This is a genomic window from Streptomyces sp. NBC_00086, assembly GCF_026343255.1.
Classification (GTDB): Bacteria; Actinomycetota; Actinomycetes; order Streptomycetales; family Streptomycetaceae; genus Streptomyces.
On the sequence record NZ_JAPELZ010000001.1, the window covers coordinates 3,399,267 to 3,415,735 of the forward strand.

At 71.4% G+C, this 16,469-nt stretch carries 15 protein-coding genes; 7 read left to right on the forward strand and 8 right to left on the reverse strand.

The window, feature by feature from the left end:
• Nucleotides 1-58 precede the first annotated feature (58 nt).
• Nucleotides 59-2,461: a tetratricopeptide repeat protein gene (locus tag OG276_RS15070; protein WP_266905701.1), complete on the forward strand. Its 2,403-nt coding sequence runs from the start codon at nucleotides 59-61 to the stop codon at nucleotides 2,459-2,461.
• A 70-nt stretch (nucleotides 2,462-2,531) separates the two neighbouring features.
• Here the strand turns inward: OG276_RS15070 and OG276_RS15075 are convergent, their stop codons facing one another.
• Entirely contained in the window at nucleotides 2,532-2,939 is a 408-nt protein-coding gene (locus OG276_RS15075) for an ATP-binding protein (RefSeq protein WP_266912824.1), read from the reverse strand.
• 139 nt (nucleotides 2,940-3,078) lie between these two features.
• Between OG276_RS15075 and OG276_RS15080 the strand changes: the two genes are divergently transcribed.
• Both OG276_RS15080 and OG276_RS15085 read left to right on the forward strand, forming a co-directional pair.
• Entirely contained in the window at nucleotides 3,079-3,948 is an 870-nt protein-coding gene (locus tag OG276_RS15080; RefSeq protein ID WP_266905703.1) for a helix-turn-helix transcriptional regulator, read from the forward strand.
• Nucleotides 3,945-4,193, forward strand: a complete 249-nt coding sequence (locus OG276_RS15085; protein ID WP_266905705.1) for a DUF397 domain-containing protein — start codon at nucleotides 3,945-3,947, stop codon at nucleotides 4,191-4,193. Before OG276_RS15080 ends, OG276_RS15085 begins: the two co-directional genes overlap by 4 nt.
• A 50-nt stretch (nucleotides 4,194-4,243) precedes the next feature.
• Here the strand turns inward: OG276_RS15085 and OG276_RS15090 are convergent, their stop codons facing one another.
• From OG276_RS15090 to OG276_RS15105, 4 genes are all read right to left on the reverse strand, one after another.
• The gene (locus OG276_RS15090; protein ID WP_266905707.1) at nucleotides 4,244-4,579 is read right to left on the reverse strand and encodes a hypothetical protein; all 336 of its coding nucleotides are present in this window, start codon (nucleotides 4,577-4,579) and stop codon (nucleotides 4,244-4,246) included.
• Entirely contained in the window at nucleotides 4,576-5,097 is a 522-nt protein-coding gene (locus tag OG276_RS15095; RefSeq protein WP_266905708.1) for a DUF6232 family protein, read from the reverse strand. Before OG276_RS15095 ends, OG276_RS15090 begins: the two co-directional genes overlap by 4 nt.
• Before the next feature lie 764 nt (nucleotides 5,098-5,861).
• Nucleotides 5,862-6,371, reverse strand: coding sequence for a hypothetical protein (locus OG276_RS15100; protein WP_266905710.1), 510 nt, complete (start codon nucleotides 6,369-6,371; stop codon nucleotides 5,862-5,864).
• Nucleotides 6,372-6,476: 105 nt separating this feature from the next.
• Nucleotides 6,477-8,258, reverse strand: coding sequence for a long-chain fatty acid--CoA ligase (locus OG276_RS15105; protein WP_266905712.1), 1,782 nt, complete (start codon nucleotides 8,256-8,258; stop codon nucleotides 6,477-6,479).
• Nucleotides 8,259-8,377: 119 nt separating this feature from the next.
• Here OG276_RS15105 and OG276_RS15110 point away from each other — a divergent pair, with 119 nt between their 5' ends.
• The 3 genes from OG276_RS15110 (at nucleotide 8,378) to OG276_RS15120 (ending at nucleotide 12,935) form a co-directional block, all read left to right on the forward strand.
• Entirely contained in the window at nucleotides 8,378-9,457 is a 1,080-nt protein-coding gene (locus tag OG276_RS15110; RefSeq protein WP_266905714.1) for an AraC family transcriptional regulator, read from the forward strand.
• A gap of 73 nt (nucleotides 9,458-9,530) precedes the next feature.
• Nucleotides 9,531-11,165 (forward strand): hypothetical protein, encoded by a 1,635-nt coding sequence (locus tag OG276_RS15115; protein ID WP_266905716.1) that lies wholly within the window; start codon nucleotides 9,531-9,533, stop codon nucleotides 11,163-11,165.
• Nucleotides 11,166-11,285: 120 nt separating this feature from the next.
• Complete coding sequence (locus tag OG276_RS15120) at nucleotides 11,286-12,935, forward strand: hypothetical protein (RefSeq protein WP_266905718.1); 1,650 nt, start codon at nucleotides 11,286-11,288, stop codon at nucleotides 12,933-12,935.
• A 65-nt stretch (nucleotides 12,936-13,000) separates the two neighbouring features.
• On the opposite strand, the gene OG276_RS15125 is transcribed toward OG276_RS15120, so the two are convergent.
• Genes OG276_RS15125 through OG276_RS15135 form a run of 3 tightly spaced genes read right to left on the reverse strand, consistent with a single transcriptional unit; the run spans nucleotide 13,001 to nucleotide 14,699 of the window.
• Nucleotides 13,001-13,378, reverse strand: coding sequence for a hypothetical protein (locus OG276_RS15125; protein ID WP_266905720.1), 378 nt, complete (start codon nucleotides 13,376-13,378; stop codon nucleotides 13,001-13,003).
• Nucleotides 13,375-14,022 carry a DUF6232 family protein gene (locus OG276_RS15130; protein ID WP_266905722.1) on the reverse strand — a complete coding sequence of 216 codons (648 nt, stop codon included), beginning with the start codon at nucleotides 14,020-14,022 and terminating at the stop codon, nucleotides 13,375-13,377. Before OG276_RS15130 ends, OG276_RS15125 begins: the two co-directional genes overlap by 4 nt.
• A complete protein-coding gene (locus tag OG276_RS15135) occupies nucleotides 14,019-14,699 on the reverse strand; it encodes a DUF6232 family protein (RefSeq protein ID WP_266905724.1) in 681 nt (226 codons plus the stop codon). Before OG276_RS15135 ends, OG276_RS15130 begins: the two co-directional genes overlap by 4 nt.
• Before the next feature lie 573 nt (nucleotides 14,700-15,272).
• On the opposite strand from OG276_RS15135, the gene OG276_RS15140 reads away from it, so the two are divergent.
• Nucleotides 15,273-16,454, forward strand: a complete 1,182-nt coding sequence (locus OG276_RS15140) for a lipase family protein (protein ID WP_266905726.1) — start codon at nucleotides 15,273-15,275, stop codon at nucleotides 16,452-16,454.
• Nucleotides 16,455-16,469 lie beyond the last annotated feature (15 nt).

A 16,469-nucleotide genomic window follows, 5' to 3' on the forward strand; every position in this document is an offset into this window, starting at 1 on the left:
CCCAAGCCTCCCCACGCCACCGGTCGGTGGCGTGCAGGTCCACGCCGCGCAGGGAAGCATGGCTGCGTACCGCGTCGACCACATCACCTACCAGGCCGCTCCCCGGCATGCCGTCTCCTGGCCGCACCAGGTCGGGGTGATCCCCCGCCGGGCCGGTTCGTTCCAGGACCGGGCCGAGGTGCATCACCTGCGCTCCGCCGTGGAGGGCGGGGGCGCGGCGGTCCCCTGCCAGGTCCTGGCCGGGATGGGCGGGGTGGGCAAGACCCAGCTCGCGGCCGACCACGCCCGCCACGTCTGGGCCGACGGACAGGTCGACCTGCTGGTCTGGATCACCGCCGCCACCCGCCAGGCCGTCATCGACGCCTACGCCCAGGCGGCCGCCGACATCCTGCACACGGACCCCGCCGACCCGGAGCGGGCCGCGCGGGCGTTCCTGGCCTGGCTCGAACCCAAGCCCGTACCCGGCCCCCGCTGGCTGATCGTCCTGGACGACGTCGCCGACCCGGGCGACCTGCGCGACCTGTGGCCACCGGCCCATCCACACGGCCGGACCCTGGTCACCACCCGCCGCCGCGACGCCGCCCTCGCCACGCACGGCCGTCTGGTCCCGGTGGGCCTGTTCACCCCGGCCGAGGCCACCGCCCACCTCCAGCAGGCCCTGGCCGCCCAGGGCCGCCGCGAACCCGAAGCGAACCTCGCCGCCCTGGCCCACGACCTCGGTCACCTGCCGCTCGCCCTGTCCCAGGCCGCCGCCTACCTCACCGACACCCACATCACGGTCGCCCGCTACCGGGCCCGCCTCGCCGACCGCGCGCGCCGCCTGGCCGACCTGCTCCCCGAGCCCGGCGCCCTGCCCGATGACCAGCCGACCCCCGCGGCGGCCGCCTGGTCCCTGTCCGTGGACCGCGCGGACGAACTCCGCCCGGCCGGACTGGCCCGCCCCATGCTCGAATTCGCCGCGATGCTCGACCCGAACGGGATCCCGCACCGGGTCCTGACCTGCGATCTGGTCCTCAGGTGCCTCACGGTCCAACGATCCCTCCGCAACAGCCACGGCCCCGCCCAGGAACTCCCCGCGGGCACCGAGGAGGAGGCGGTCACCGAGGAGGAGGCGGTCGACGCCCTGCGGGCCCTGCACCGGCTGAGCCTGATCGACCACTCCCCCGCCGAAGCCCACCAGGCCGTACGCGTCCACCAGCTCGTCCAGCGGACCGTCCGCGACCCCCTCGACCCCGACCACCGGGTCCTGCTCGCGCACATCGCCGCGCAGGCCCTGACCGACACCTGGCCCGACACCGAGCTCGACGCCGGCCTGGCCAGCGCCCTGCGCGCCAACACCACCGCCTTGATGGCGTGCGCCGGAAGCGCCCTGTACCAGCCCGTCGTCAACCCGGTGTTGTACCGCCTCGGTGAAAGCCTCGGAGAGTCCGGGCAAGTGGCCGCGACCATCCGCCACTTCCAGCACCTCACGGACACATCCACCCGCCTCGTGGGCCCGGACGACCCCGGCACGCTCGCCTGCCGGTCCTACCTCGCCACGTGGCGCGGGGAAGCGGGGGACACCGCCGGGGCCGCGGAGGCGGCCGCCCTCCTGCTGGAGGACGAGCTGAGGGTTCTCGGCCCCGACCACCCCAACACCCTCGCCACCCGTTCCAGCCTCGCCGGTCTTCAGGGAAGGGCGGGGGATCCGGGCGGAGCCGCGGCCGCGTTCGGCGCCCTGTTGAAGGACCAATTGCGGGCCTTGGGCCCGGACCACGCCTCCACCCTCGCCGGCCGGAGCAACCTTGCCCAGTGGCTCGGCGAGGCCGGGGACGCGACCAGGGCCGCGGCCGCGTTCGCCGACCTCGTGCAGGACTACCTGCGGGTACGGGGCCCGGACCACCGCGGCACCCTCACCATCCGGAGCAACTGGGCGAGCTGGCACGGTCACGCGGGTGATCCGGCGGGAGCGGCGGCCGCATTCGCCGACTTGCTGGAGGACCGCCTGCGGGTACTGGGCCCGGACCACCCCGACACCCTCTCCACCCGGCACAACCTGGCCAACTGGCACGGGGAGGCAGGCAATCCGAGCGGGGCCGCCACCACACTCGCCGTCCTACTGGAGGACTACCTGCGGGTACTGGGCCCGGACCACCCGCACACGCTCACCACCCGGGCCCAACTCGCCGAATGGCAGGGGGTGGCAGGGGATCCGGGTGGGGCCGCCGAGGCAACCGCGGCACTCCTGGAAGACCAGCTGCGCATATTGAGCCCGGACCACCCGGAAACCCTCACCACCCGGCTCCAACTCGCCTGCTGGCAGTTGACGGCGGGGGATACGGAAGCGGCCGTCAAGGCGACCATGGCACTCCTGAGGGACCAGCTGCGCGTACTGGGGCCGGACCACCCCGACACCCTCGCGGTCCAGGCCCTGGTCGCCGACTGGCGTCGTGCGGCGGGGGTTGCGACCGGGGAGCTCTGAGGGTCGCCCGCACAAGGCGGACACCGTCCCGGTGTTGCGCGGGCATCGGCCGCGACTGCGCTCCCCGCCCTCACAAGCACGCCCACACCGTCTTCCCCGGCCCGCCCTGCGCCCTCGGCGTGACGCCCCACTCCCGCGCCAGGGCCCGTACGAGCACCAGCCCGCGCCCGCCCTCCGCCGACCAGGGGTCCACCGCCGCCTCCCCCTCGGGCGGCAGCCGGTCCCCCCGGGCGTCGCTCACCTCGATCCGGACCCGCAGCCCGTCGTAGCCGAGCCGCACCTCGAAGTCCCGGCCGGACACCCGCCCGTGCAGCACGGCGTTCGCGGCCAGCTCCCCCACCACCAGCTCCGCGTCCTCGGCGAGGCCGCAGCCGTGCGGGATCCCCCAGGCGGCGAGCTGCACCCCGGCCAGCCGCCGGGCGAGCCGGGCCCCGCGCGGGGTGGCGGAAAGGCGCTGCCGGAACTCCGCCGGTGCCATGTCACTCAATTCGGTCGTCACCTCACCGAGCGTGGCCGGTCCGCCGTACGCTTTCCAGCAACGGCGGCGCTACGGGGAACCCCCGTAGGACCGGCGGCGGTTGCGTGTACGGCCCGTACGGACGAGGGCGGATCAGCCTATGAACGACCTGTCGGAGCGCGAGGAAGAGCCGGAACGACCCGTGGAGGTCGACGGCACCGCGTACCTCTTCAAGGCGCTCGGCAAAATCATCAAGGTGCTGCGGGAACGGGCGGGCCTCCAGCAGAAGGAGCTCGCGGCGCTCGTACACGTGGGAGAGGACCTGGTGTCCTCCATCGAGCGGGGCGTACGGACACCCCAGCCGGACTTCCTGAAGAACGTCGACAAGGCGCTCGGCGCCGAGGGCGTCCTGCTCGCCGCCATCCCGGACGTGACGGAGGCGTTGAAGCGGGCGCGGACCCGGCATCCGGACTGGTTCCGGAAGTTCGCGGACGCGGAGGCGGGGTCAGTGGCGCTGCACTACTACGCCGCTCAGGCCATACCCGGACTGCTCCAGACCGAGGCATACGCGCGGGCCGTATTCCGGCATCGCCGGCCGGTACTGGACGAGGGAACCATCGAGAAGCGGGTGTCAGACCGACTAGCCCGACAGGCAATCCTTGAACAGTGGCCTGCCCCCACGTTCAGCTTCGTCCTTGAACACTCCATCCTGCTCCGCCTCACGGGCGGACCGGAGGTCCGGCGGGAGCAACTGCAGCGCCTCCTCCAGATCGGCCGGCTCCGCACCGTGCACCTCCAGGTGATGCCGACCGAATTGGACGAACACCCGGGCCTGGAAGGTGCGTTCACCCTTCTCCGACCCAAAGGACGCAACGAGGTTGCCTACACGGAGACCTACGGCCACGCGAACCTCATCACGGACCCCGAACGGGTGCGGATCTACACCGAGCGCTATGGGATCATCCGGGCACAGGCACTCACGCCACACGAGTCACTGGCCCTGATCGAGAAGTTGCTGGGAGAACTATGAACACCACACACCTGGCCTGGTTCAAAAGCAGCTACAGCGGCGGCGAGGGTGGCGAGTGCCTCGAAGTCGCCTTCGACTGGCGGAAGTCGAGCTACAGCAGCGGCGAAGGCGGCCAGTGCGTCGAGATCGCCGCGTGCGCGGACTCCGTCCACATCCGGGACTCCAAGGTGACGGCCGGCCCCCAACTCGCCGTCGCCCCCGGCGCCTGGGCCGCGTTCCTCGGCGGGGTCACGGTAGGGGCATAGGACCAGGGGGCCACCGCACACGCGTGGCCCCCTCGCCTTCCGCTTCCCGCTCAGGCCAGCAGGGCCTTGACCGCCGCGATCACCGGAACTCCCGCTTCCCCGACGAGTGTCGCAATTCCGGAGAACGTCCCGAGGATTCTCCTGAATCTCGCCTCGGGGGGATTGGTCTGGAGCTCTTCCACCGCAGCGTCGATTTCCGCCCGGTCCATGTCGTCCAGGTGCTGCCTCATCGCCTGGACTTCCTCGATGAGCTTTTCCACCTCCGAAGCCTCCGGCGGATTTCCGCCGACGTATTTGCCTCCGGCCACGATGTCTCCGGAGCCCGAATGCTTGGCGCTTCCGATGGCCCCGGCACCGGTCACCCTGTACTGATCGCCGGCCATCATCGGCCACCTCCCCTGATGTCTCCCGCACCGCTGTGCTGGGCCTGGCCGATGGCCCCGGCTCCGTAGACCTTGAACTGGTCTCCCATCACCGCTTCCTTGATGTTGATGGTCACCGGGGCGGCGTCCGGCCGGCCGATGGCCTTGGTGATCTCGTATACGAGGTTCTCGATCTCGGCGCGGTCCAGTGACCACACGGCGTCGCGCTGGGTGCCGGAGGTGTTGAGGACGAGGCCGTACACCGGGGGCGTACCGATCACCTTCACGAGCTGCCAGATCAGCAGCCCGAAGACGGCGACCGCGATGACCCCGGCGACGTTCCCGAAGATGGCCACCGCGATGGCGCCGATGACGATGCAGAGCGCCGCCCGGCCGATGAACCTGCGCCAGGCCGCACCCTTGTCCACCTCCAATACACGCTGCCCCACGTGGGAGATGTTGTGCAACGGATAAGCCTCACCGTCGACCCACAGCACGCCCTCTTGCACACGGACTTGGACCGTCGAATTGTTAACCGCCATTTCGCGCCCCCCTGGCTCTTTTTGGCGTTGACGGCACGAAGTGTAGAGCGGGTAAGACCGGTCAAGTAGGGATTGGACCATTTCGACGTAGTCATGATCCATTCCGGATTCCGCTTGACATTCCCGGCGGCGGAATCACTGCTCCCCCGGGCGATTCCGGTCGTCGCGCACGGCCGCCTCCCGGCAAGCGCGCGTGCGCCATGCTGCCGGTACCGGATCTGGCCGCAGCCCCCGTACCGGCCCACCCGAGGATGCGCGGATGGGGGCCAGTGACGGGCTGCTGATCCTGGGGCTGGTCGCGGGAGGCGTGCGTGTGGTGCGGCGGCGCGAGGACCAGGGAATGCGCCGTGCACCCGCACGGCCACGCCGGCCACGCCGGCCACGCCGCAGGCCCGGGCGGCCACGCGGGGTCAGCCGCGCGGTCGTACGGCAGGCCCATCGGCTCCGGGAAAGCGCGGCGCAGCTCCGCGAGGACCACCGCCGTGCGACGGCAGCGGTGGTGGAGGCCCGGCGCCCGCTCCACGACGCGCAGGTGTACGGATCCCCTAGTCGGGCGGCCGCCGCCGAGGAGTGCGCCGAGGGCGTCGTACGCCTCGACGCGGAACACCCGGGACCGGACACCATCGCTCTGCTGCGTGCACTGCACGTCCTCGTGGTCGCGGGGCCACAGGCGCGCAGAGCGGTCGAGCGGGCCCGGGCCCTCGGCTACCGCCTCACACCCGAGCTGATCGCCACCGCCGCACCCAGCAGTCGGCCGGACCCGCTCAGCCGAGGCCCTGCTCCTGCGCGCAGGCGGTGTCGAAGGCCGTCAGCCCGAGCGTGCCGTGGATTTCCTGGTACTCGGCGACGATCCTCCAGCCGCGCTGCTCCAGGAGCACCCTGGACTCGTACACCTTGCCCTTCTTGTCCTTCTTCTGCGTCTTCTTCCCGGCGTCCTTCCAGTCGCGCCTGCCCAGCTCGCGCACCGTGTCATCGAAGCGGGCCAGGTCGGCCGGAATGGCCTCGGTGAAGAACCCCCTGAAGGAGACGACGCACAACCCGGAAGCACTCTCCTCGCCCACCTTGCGCCAATCCGGGTCGGTCGCCGGCGCGCCCGCAGCCGCCGCCGAGGTGTCGATGTCCGTCTGCACGACCTCCCGCGCGAGCGGCCCGGTGCCCTCCGGCCGGGGTGACACCGGGCCGGACTTGGCCCCCGCCCCCGTACCGCTGCCGCAGCCCGCGGCTCCGAGCGCGATGACCGCTGTCACCACAACTGCCCACTTCGTCCTGATCATGGCCCCGCCCCCAGGTCAGGGGGTCGTTCGCCCCCGTGTTCGAGGGAGGGAGTCTGCCACGGTGCACCGGTGGAGCCGCCCCCGGCCCCTCCGGCAGGAGCCGGGTCAGCCGTACAGTTCCTCGATCTCGCGCGCGTACCGCTCCGCGACCGCCCGGCGGCGGAGCTTCAGGGTCGGGGTGAGGGTGCCCGCCTCGACGGTGAACTCCTCGGGCAGGACCCTGAAGGCGCGGACGCGGGCCGGGCGGGAGACCGTGGCGTTGGCCGCCTCGACCGCTCCCGCGACGAGGGCCCGTACGGCCGGGTGGTCACCGGGGGCGGCGGGGTCCAGGGTCACCGACTCGCGGGCCGCCCAGGCGGCGATCTCCTCCGCGTCCAGGGTGATCAGGGCCACCGGGTGGGGGCGGCGGTCGCCGATCATGACCGCGCGCGAGACGTAGCGGGAGCGCTGGACGGCGAACTCCAGCTCGGTGGGGGTGATGTTCTTGCCCGCCGAGGTGATGATCAGCTCCTTCTTGCGGCCGGTGATGTGGAGGTAGCCGTCCGCGTCGACCTCCCCCAGGTCACCGGTGTGCAGCCAGCCCTCCCCGTCCAGCGCCTCCGCCGTCGCGGTGCCGTTGGCGTGGTACCCCGGGAAAATCATCGGGCCCCGGGCCAGCACCTCCCCGTCCCCCGCGATGCGGACCTCGCAGCCGGCGATCGGTCGGCCCACCGATCCGTAGCGGAGCCCGTCCGGGTGGTTGAGGCTGATGACCCCGCCCGACTCCGTCATGCCGTACCCCTCGAAGACCGCGATCCCGCAGGCCCGCAGGAAGTCGAGGGTGGCCGGGGCGATCGGGGCCCCGCCCGTCAGCGCCCATTTCAGGCGGCCCCCGAAGGCGCCCCTGACCAGGGAGTACAGGGACTTGTCGGCGGCCTCGTACGCCTCACGGTCCTCGGCCGGCAGTCGGCCCTCCGCGGCCAGCACCCCGAGCCGGACCGCCTCCGCGAAGCGGGCGCCGCCGCCCTCCTGGGACTCCGCGAGGGAGAGCACCACGGAGTGCAGCTTCTCGAACAACCGCGGTACGGACGGCAGATGGGTCGGCCGGGCCTCGGCGAGCTCGCCGATGACGTCCTCGATGCGGCCGCCGAAGTAGCAGAGCTCCCCGCCCTCCAGGAGGGTGGTGAACTGGATCAGCTGGGCCAGCAGGTGGGCGAGCGGCAGGTAGAGGTACGTGGAGTCCCCCGGGCCGCCCTTGACGAGCGGGAGGGTGGCGTCCTGGATCGCGCCGAGGTTGGCGTGCGTGAGGCGGCAGCCCTTGGGCAGGCCGGTGGTGCCCGAGGTGTAGACGATGGAGGCGTCGGCCGCGGGGTCCACCGCCGCGGCCCGGGCCAGCAGCTCGGCTTCCGGCGCCGGGCCCGGGAGGGCGCGCAGCCCGTCCATCTCCACCACCGCGCGCAGCGCGGGGAGCTGCGCACGCAGCGCCTCCACCCGGGCGGCCTGCGCGGCGTCGTCGCAGACGACCATCACGGCGGCGGAGTCCGACAGCACCCAGGCGAGCTCCTCCTCCCCGGCCGTCGGGTACACCGGCACGAGGACGGCTCCCGCGGCCAGGACCCCGAAGTGGGTGTACGTCCACTCCGGCCGGGTCTCCGCGAGCACCGCGACGCGCTCGCCGGGGGCGACCCCGAGGCCGAGCAGAGCGCGCCCGGACTCCCTTACACGGGCGCGGAGTTGACCGTAGGAGACCGTGCTCCAGCCGCTGGATGCTCCCTCCCCGCCCTTGTGGCGCAGCGCCGTCTCGGCCGCGTACCGCTCGCCCGTCCACTCCGTGAACAGCGCCAGCGTGCGCGGCCGCACGGCTCCGTCCGTCTCGCTCACCGGTTCCATCGGGCTCCTCGAACTCATCGGGGTCGCCTCCCCCTCGGGTCGTACCGATGACGCTAGGCACCGGGGTGGCGTCCGCGGCATGACCGGAAGCGTCACCCCCGCTGACCTCAGCGCTCATTGCGGCTACCGTCGGACCCATGGGGAGGCGGACGGTCACCGTGCACCACGTGCGTGCCGTGCTCGCGGGGGCGCGCGGCAGCGGGCTCGACACCGTGCCGCTGCTCCAGGAGGCGCAGATTCCGCCTCTGCTGCTGGGCGACGACCGGGCGCGGGTCACGCCCGCGCAGTTCGCGCGGCTGTTCCGGGCGCTGTACCGGACGACGCAGGACGAGTTCCTGGGCCTGTCCACCGTCCCCAGCCGGCCCGGGACCTTCGCGATGATGTGCAGGGCCGCCCTGGGCTGCCGCGACCTCGGCGCGGCGGTGGAGCGCTCCGCCACCTTCTACGGACTGTTCCCGGGCGGGCCGGAGCTGGCGCTCGAAGTGGACGGCGGGCAGGCGTGGTTCGCGGTGCGCAACGATTTCGCGCGGGACGAGGAGCGCTTCCTCACCGAGTGCGTGCTCGCCATCTGGCACCGGCTGAGCAGCTGGCTGATCGGCCGGCGCATCCCGCTGGCCCACGCCTCCTTCGCGTATCCGGCGCCGCCGCACGCGCAGGAGTACGAGCTGCTCTTCGACTGCCCGGTCCGCTTCGGCGAGGCGCGCACGGGCGCGGCCGTGGCCTTCGACGCGCACTGGCTGACGGCGCCGCTCATCCGCGACGAGGCCGCGCTCGACGCGATGCTGCGGCGGGCCCCCTTCGACCTCCTGTCCCGGCCGGCGTACGGGACCACGGTCGCGGAGCAGGTCCGCCGGACCCTGACCCAGGCCCTGCGCGGATCGCCGCGGCTTCCCGAACTGGGCGAGGTGGCCGGGCGGTTGGCGGTGTCACCGGCGACGCTGCGGCGGCGGCTGCAGCAGGAGGGCACGTCCTTCCAGCAACTGAAGGACCACGTACGGCGCGATGCGGCGATAGCCGGCCTGGCGGAGAGCGGCGAACCCATCGCGGAACTGGCGGCCCGGCTGGGCTTCTCGGAGGACACCGCCTTCCACCGGGCCTTCCGCCGCTGGACGGGCACGACGCCGGGGGCGTACCGGATCGCGTCGGGGGCCGAGAGCCCGGGCTCCCCATCGGGGCCCGAGGCCCCGGGCTCCTCGTACAACCATCGGGCGGGGTGAGCGGTCTCTTCACCGGTCGGTCCAGGGACCGACCACCGACCGCATCGAAGGTTCCGAAGGTTCCGGGGGACACATGAAGAAGCGCATCCTTGCCATGCTCTGCGCGGCGACGGCCACGGGGGCCGTACTGGCCGTGCCCACGACCGCCCAGGCGGCCGACCCGCACGCGTGGGGCTTCGAGGCACAGGTGGAGCAGGAGAACGTCGTCCTGTACTTCAAGACCTTGGAGCAGCCCAAGGGCCTCAAGGTGCACCTGCGCAAGAAGGGCACGGCCGCGCGGGTCGCCACCATCACGACCTTCTCCACGCGAGACCAGTGCCACCTCGGCTGCGACATCGGAGAAGTCACTTCCCGGTACTTCCTGACCGGCCCGCTGAAGCTCGCCGCGCTCGGGGAGTACGCCGTCGACGTGGAGTACGAAGGCACCGAGGGCGAGGCCGTCCTCCGCAAGGACGCGGCGGCCCTGAACTACCGGCTCCGGCCCGTCTTCGAGAACCTGAGGACCTCGAACGGGGTGTCGCTCGCGCGGCGGGACACGGTGCTCTCGGGTGACCTCAAGATCCACGACCCGCGCAACGGCTCGCGCAAGCCCTACGCGGGCGGCGCGATCACGCCCTCGGGTGTCGTCGCCACACCCTTCAAGGCCGATGTGCAGGGGCACTTCAAGTCCAGGATCACCTTCTCGGGCAACGAGGACGTCCGCCCGCGCGTGGAGGGCGGGATCGACCTCGCGAACATCGACCTCGCGACCGAGCTGAACGGCGTCAAGGAACAGAGGTCCGTACAGGTCGCCGTGGCGTCCGCGGAAGCGCGCATCACCCTGGATTCCCCGGAGCTGACCGGCGCCTACGCGATGCGGGGCAAGGTCGGCGGAGCCGTCACCTGGAAGGCCGCCGACGGCACGTGGAAGCCGGCGCCCGCCGGCAGCTCGGTCTGGGGCGAGTCGGTCGGCACCGTCACGGACGACGCGGGCCGATTCGCCCTGTCCCCCCAGTTCCACGGGGACGGCACGTGGTCGGTCAGGGAGTACTCGGGGTGGCTGACCGCGGCCCCCCAGGAGGTGAAGGTGGACACCACGTCCGGCACCCACCTCTGGAACCTCGCGGCCACGGTCGACGCGAACAAGACCGTCAGGGTGGAGGCCGTCTTCGATCGTTTCGAGATCCCGGCCGGCATCACCTCCCTGAAGGTGGAGATCCAGCACTCGGCGGACGGCAAGACCGGCTGGACCACCCGCAAGAGCGTGGATGTCGCCACCCAGGCCGGCACCAACCCGCGCACGTACCTCGACACGACGCTGCCCTACCCGGGCGCCGGCCACATCCGGCTGCTCCACGCGAGCACGAAGGGCATCCACGGCTGGATCACCCCCACCGTGAAGGTCGCCCGGACGGAGACGGCCATCCCCTCCTTCAACGCCGCGCCCGAGCCGGTCCAGAAGGGCCGGCCGCTGACCGTCACCGGCAAGCTCAACCAGGCCGACCCCACCTGGAAGCCCTTCGCCGGCCAGACGGTCCACTACTACTTCCGGCCGACCGGAAGCACCACGTGGAAGGCCGGGGGTACCTCCAAGACCACCGCCGACGGCACCTTCACCAAAACCTTCACCGCCACCGCGACCGGCTCCTGGACCGCCCGCTACGAACAGACCGACGCGGCCCACTTCTCCACCACGAGCCGCATCGACGACGTCATCGTCAGCCCGTAACTCCGAGCCCGACCGGGGCCCGAGTCCCCGGGCTCCGCGTACAACCATCGGGCGGCGTGAGCGGTCTCTTCAGCGGTCGGTCCAGTGTGACCGACCGCTGAACCGCTCCCCGGGGGACACATGAAGAAGCGCATCAGCGCCGTGCTCTGCACGGCGACAGCCTTGGGGGCCATGCTGGCCGCGCCCACGGCCGCCCACGCCGCCGACTCCCATCCGGGTTTCGGTACCGACGCCTCCAGTTGGGGCGTCGACCTCGCGTTCGGCACCACGGAGCAGCCCAAGGGCCTCAAGGTGCACGTGCGTGCGAAGGGCGCGTCCACCCCGGTCGCCACCATCACGAGCTTCTTCCGGAAGGAGCGCTGCGTGATGTGGTGCGACAACGTAGCGCCCCTGTACGAGGATCTCTTCGCGACCGGCCCGCTGCGCCTCCCCGCACTCGGGCAGTACGTCGTCGACGTGGAGTACGAGGGGACCGAGGGCGAGCCCATCCTCCGCCAGGACCGGGCGACCTTCGACTATCAGCTGGAGCCCGTCTTCGAGAACCTGAAGACCTCAAACGGGGTGGTGTCGCTCGCGCAGCCGGACACGGTGCTCTCGGGTGACCTCAAGATCCACGACCCGCGCGACGGCTCGCGCAAGCCCTTCGCAGGTGGCGCGATCACACGCCGGGTCGACGCCGTCACCACCCCGTTCAACGCCGACGCACAGGGACACTTCCAGCACAAGGTCGCTTTCACAGGTGTCGAGAACGTTCTTGTGTCCGGGAACGATCTCGATTACGGGTCCACCTTCGCGAACATCGACCTTGCGACCACACTGAACGGCGTCAAGGAACAGCGGTCCGTGCGTGTCGACGTGTCGCCCACGTCGGCCCGCATCACCCTGGATTCCCCGAAACTGACCGGCGCCTACGGGACGCTGGGCAAGATCAGCGGCACCCTCACCTGGAAGGCCGCCGACGGCACCTACAAGCCGCCCCCGGCGGGCTTTTACGTCCAGGTCGGATCGAGGGGCGTGCAGACGGACGCCGCGGGCCGCTTCACCCGGCCCGTTTCGTTCCTCACGGACACCCAGTGGACGGTCGCCGAGTCCTCGGATTGGCTGTACGAGGCCCCCTCGCAGGTGACCGTGGACACCACGGCCGGCACCCTCTTCACCGGCTTCACGGCCGCGGCGGACAAGAACAAGACCGTGAACGTGAAGGCCGGCTTCGCCCGCGGGCAGATCCCGGCCGGCGTCACGTCCCTGAAGGTCGACGTGCAGACCTCCGCGGACGGCAAGACCGGCTGGACCACCCGCAAGAGCGTGGACGTCGCCACCAAGCCCGGCGACAACACCGCGGCGTCGATCGACACGACGCTCCCCTACCCGGGACCGGTCCACGTACGACTGCAGTACGCGGGCACCACCGCCATCCACGGCTCCGTCACCCCCGCCGTGAAGGTCGCCCGGACGGCGACGGCCATCCCGGAGTTCAACGTCAACCCCGAGCCGGCCAAGAAGGGCCGGCCGCTCACCGTCACCGGCAAGCTCAACCACGCCGACCCCACCTGGAAGCCCTTCGCCGGCCAGACCGTCCACTACTACTTCCGCCCCGCCGGAACCACGACGTGGAAGGTCATGGGCAACTCCAAGACCACCGCCGACGGCACCTTCACCAAGACCTTCACCGCCGACGTGACCGGCTCCTGGGCCACCCGCTACGACCAGACCGACGCGACCCACTTCTTCGCCGTGAGCCGCATCGACGACGTCATCGTCAGCCCGTAGCTCCAAGTCCGCCCCGGGCCCGGATCCGGGCCCGGGGCGGATGCCGGTACAGGTGCCTGTCTCGGCTAGGCCAAGCCCAGCAGCTCCAGCACCCGGCCCACCGCCTCGATGATCGGCAGCCCGATCTCGCCCGCGAGCGTCGCGATGCCCAGTACGGCCATCAGGGCCCCGTGCCGCGCCTCCGGGCCGCTCTCCGGGGAGACGATCACCGGCAGGTTGGTGTCGATCGTGCCCGCGCCGGCCGGCGTGACCTGGGGACGGAGCTCCAGGAGCAGGCGCTCCAGCTGCCGGAGCGCCTCCTGCGGGGTGACCGGAGCCGCCTGCGGGCCGACGATGGTCGGGGACTGGTTCTTGACGATGCCGATGACGCCCTGGCCGCCGTTGATGGTGACCCGGTCGCCGTACTGGATGCCGCCGTCCGCGTCCCTGCCGCTGTCCGTCACTTCAGTATCCCCTTGTTTCCGTTGCCGCCGTTGATGTTGACGGTGTCGCCGAAGTGGTAGTCCCCGAGCTTCACCTGCAGCTGGTGCACGTAGATCGAGAACTCCTTCTCGGGGTGCTCGATGGCATCGACGATGCGCCGTACCAGCCCGCGCAGGTCATCGAGGCGGGCCAGCGTCACCACCGCCAAGGGCGTCCCGGAGGTCTCCACGGCCATGGCGAACACGTTCGGCCTGGTCAGCCTCCACACGAGCTGCGCGACGAGGAGGATCATCACCAGGACGATGATGAGGGGCACTCCGCTCCCGCTGATCGACTTGGACAGCGAGGCGAGCACCAGCATGACGACCATCCACAGCCCGAACTGGAGCGCCGCCTTCGTCCGGTTGGGCTTGAGTACGAAGCTCTGCACCCGGACGACGTTGTGCAGCGGGTAGACGGCTTGCCCCACCCAGAGGAGGCGCCGGCTGACCCGCAGGGTGACACCGAATTCGTCGACCCCCTCGCCCCACCCCGGGACCTGCGACTCCGGGCCCTGCGAGTGCGCCAACGACCGCGGTACGGGAGGCAGCGCGGGAGGTACGACGGGAGGTGCCACCGGTGGCTGAGGTGTCTCCTGCGGCGGCTCCTGCGGCGGAACGGTCATGTCTTCACCACACCCGTGTTGCCCACACCGCCGTAGATGTTCACGCTGTCGCCGAGGTGGTAGCTCTTCAGGTTCAGCTCCACCTTCTCCATCCGGATGGAGAACTCCGCCTCCGGGTGGTCGATGGCGTGGACCAAGTTCTGCACTACTGCGTCCAGTTGGCTTTCGTCCTCCATCGTGACCAGCGCGATGGAGGCGCTGGTCACCTCCACGACCATGGCGTGCACGTCCGGCCTGCTCAGCCGGTAGACGAGCTGCCCCAGGAGGCAGATCCCCACGATGATCGCGACACCCCTCATCGCCTCGACGTCGGAGTCCTCGTCACCCGAGTAGCCCGAGCCGGCGTCGGCGAGCAGTGCGACCAGGACGTAGGCCGCGATCAGGACGCCCGCCCACTTCAGGAACTGGACGACGGCCTTCTCCCGGTCGGGCGTCAGCACGGTGGTCTGCACCCGGACGATGTTGTGCAGCGGATAGGCGGCCCGGCCCACCCACAACAGCCGTCGGCTGATCCGCAGATGGACGCCACGGGCCCCCGAGCCCCGCGGCAGTGGCGGCAGCGCCGGTCCCTGCGGTGGCCGCGGTGACGGCGAGGGCGGCTGCACGGGTGGCTGCGAAGGCTGCCGCGAAGGCGGCTGCTGTGGTGGCGGCGGTGCTGTGGCCCCGTTGGATTCCATGACTCCCCCAGTCGACCGCACAGGTGTGTGACTGCGCGGAGAACCATTAAGCACCCGGAGCCCTCACGGTGCGAGCGTCATTTACTCGCCAACTCGCAAGTAAATTAGTGCTGTTGGCGCCCATAAGGAACCAGTGGGACCGGTGGGGCCAGTGGGGCTGGAGGGGTCGCCCGGACCACCGGCACCACCCCAGCGCCGCCAGGTGGACGATGGTGATCCACAGCGCCGGCTTGCCGTACGCCCGGTCGCCCAGGGCGCGGGCCTCGCCCTGGTAGGCCGGCTTGCCCGAGCCGTCGCGGGCGATCTCGTCCGCGTACGCGTACGCGTACGAGTACAGCGCGCTGGTCCGCATGGCTGAATTCCGCCCTGTGTCTCGCGCGTTGGTGCCGCACCCGCGGTCACCCCGACAAGGTGGGCGGGCCGCCGAGGTGGGGCGGGCAGGGCGTGCGGCACGGCAGGGGTGCGGCCCCGGGTCAGGAAAGCTGAGCTGTGCGGTCAGCGACGTTCCTACCGGTCGGTCACTACCTTCTCCTCACCTACCACCCCCACCCGGACCCTTGGGAGAGCCGCCCCATGCGCATCCGAAGCTCAGCACTCGCCGCAGTGGCCACCCTGGCCCTCTCGGCCGCGATCCCCGGCACGGCCGACGCCGCCCAGGAGAGCATCACCACCTCCGAGGCCGCGAAGACCGCCACCGCCCGCCCCGGCGACATCGTCGGCAGCGCGCCGTCCGCGTTCCACCCGCTGCCCGGCCAGCCCACCCACACCAAGGCCTGGAAGATCCACTACAACTCCACGACCGCCGACGGAGCCCCGAACGTGGTCTCCGGCACCGTGATCGTCCCGCAGGACGGCCGCACCGGCCCGCGCCCCCTCATCACCTACGCCGTCGGCACCGTCGGCATGGGCGATTCCTGCGCGCCGAGCAACAACCTCCCGTACGGCACCGCCCTGGAGGCCAACCTCATCCAGCAGCTCACCCTGCGCGGCTGGGCCGTCGTCGTCACCGACTACGAGGGCCTCGGCACCCCCGGCGTGCACACCTACACCGTCGGCCCCTCCGCCGGCCACGCCGTGCTCGACGCCGCCCGCGCCGCCACCCGCCTGCCCGAGGCCGGGCTGTCCGCCGACACGCCCGTCGGCATCATGGGGTACTCCCAGGGCGGCCAGGCCAGCAGCTGGGCCGCCGAGCTGCAGGGCTCGTACGCACCGGAGTTGCAGGTCAAGGGCACCGCGACGGGCGGCGTCCCGGCCGATCTGCTCAAGGTGGCCGACTTCAACAACGGCTCCTACGGTTCCGGCCTCATCTTCATGGCCGCCGCCGGCCAGGACGCGGCCTTCCCGGAGCTGAAGCTCGACTCCTACCTCAACCCGGCCGGGAAGCTCCTGGTGGGCGCCATGAAGGACAACTGCGTGGCCATCGACTCCATCGCCGGCTCCTTCAAGCGGATCTCCGACCTCACCACCCGCAACCCGCTCGCGCAGCCGGACTGGCAGGCCCGGCTGAACCAGAGCAAGCTCGGGCGCACCGCCCCGGCCGCGCCCGTGTACCAGTACCACGCCCTCGGCGACGAGCTCATCCCGTACGCCGTCGGGAGCCGGCTGCGCTCCGACTGGTGCGCGCGGGGCACGAACCTCGAATTCGACACCATCTGGATCGGCGAGCACGTCAGCGGCGTGATCACGCAGTCCCTGGCGGCGGGCAACTGGCTCGCGGACCGCTTCGCGGGCCGTACGGCTCGCCCCAACTGCTGAGCTGACGGCGGCCGT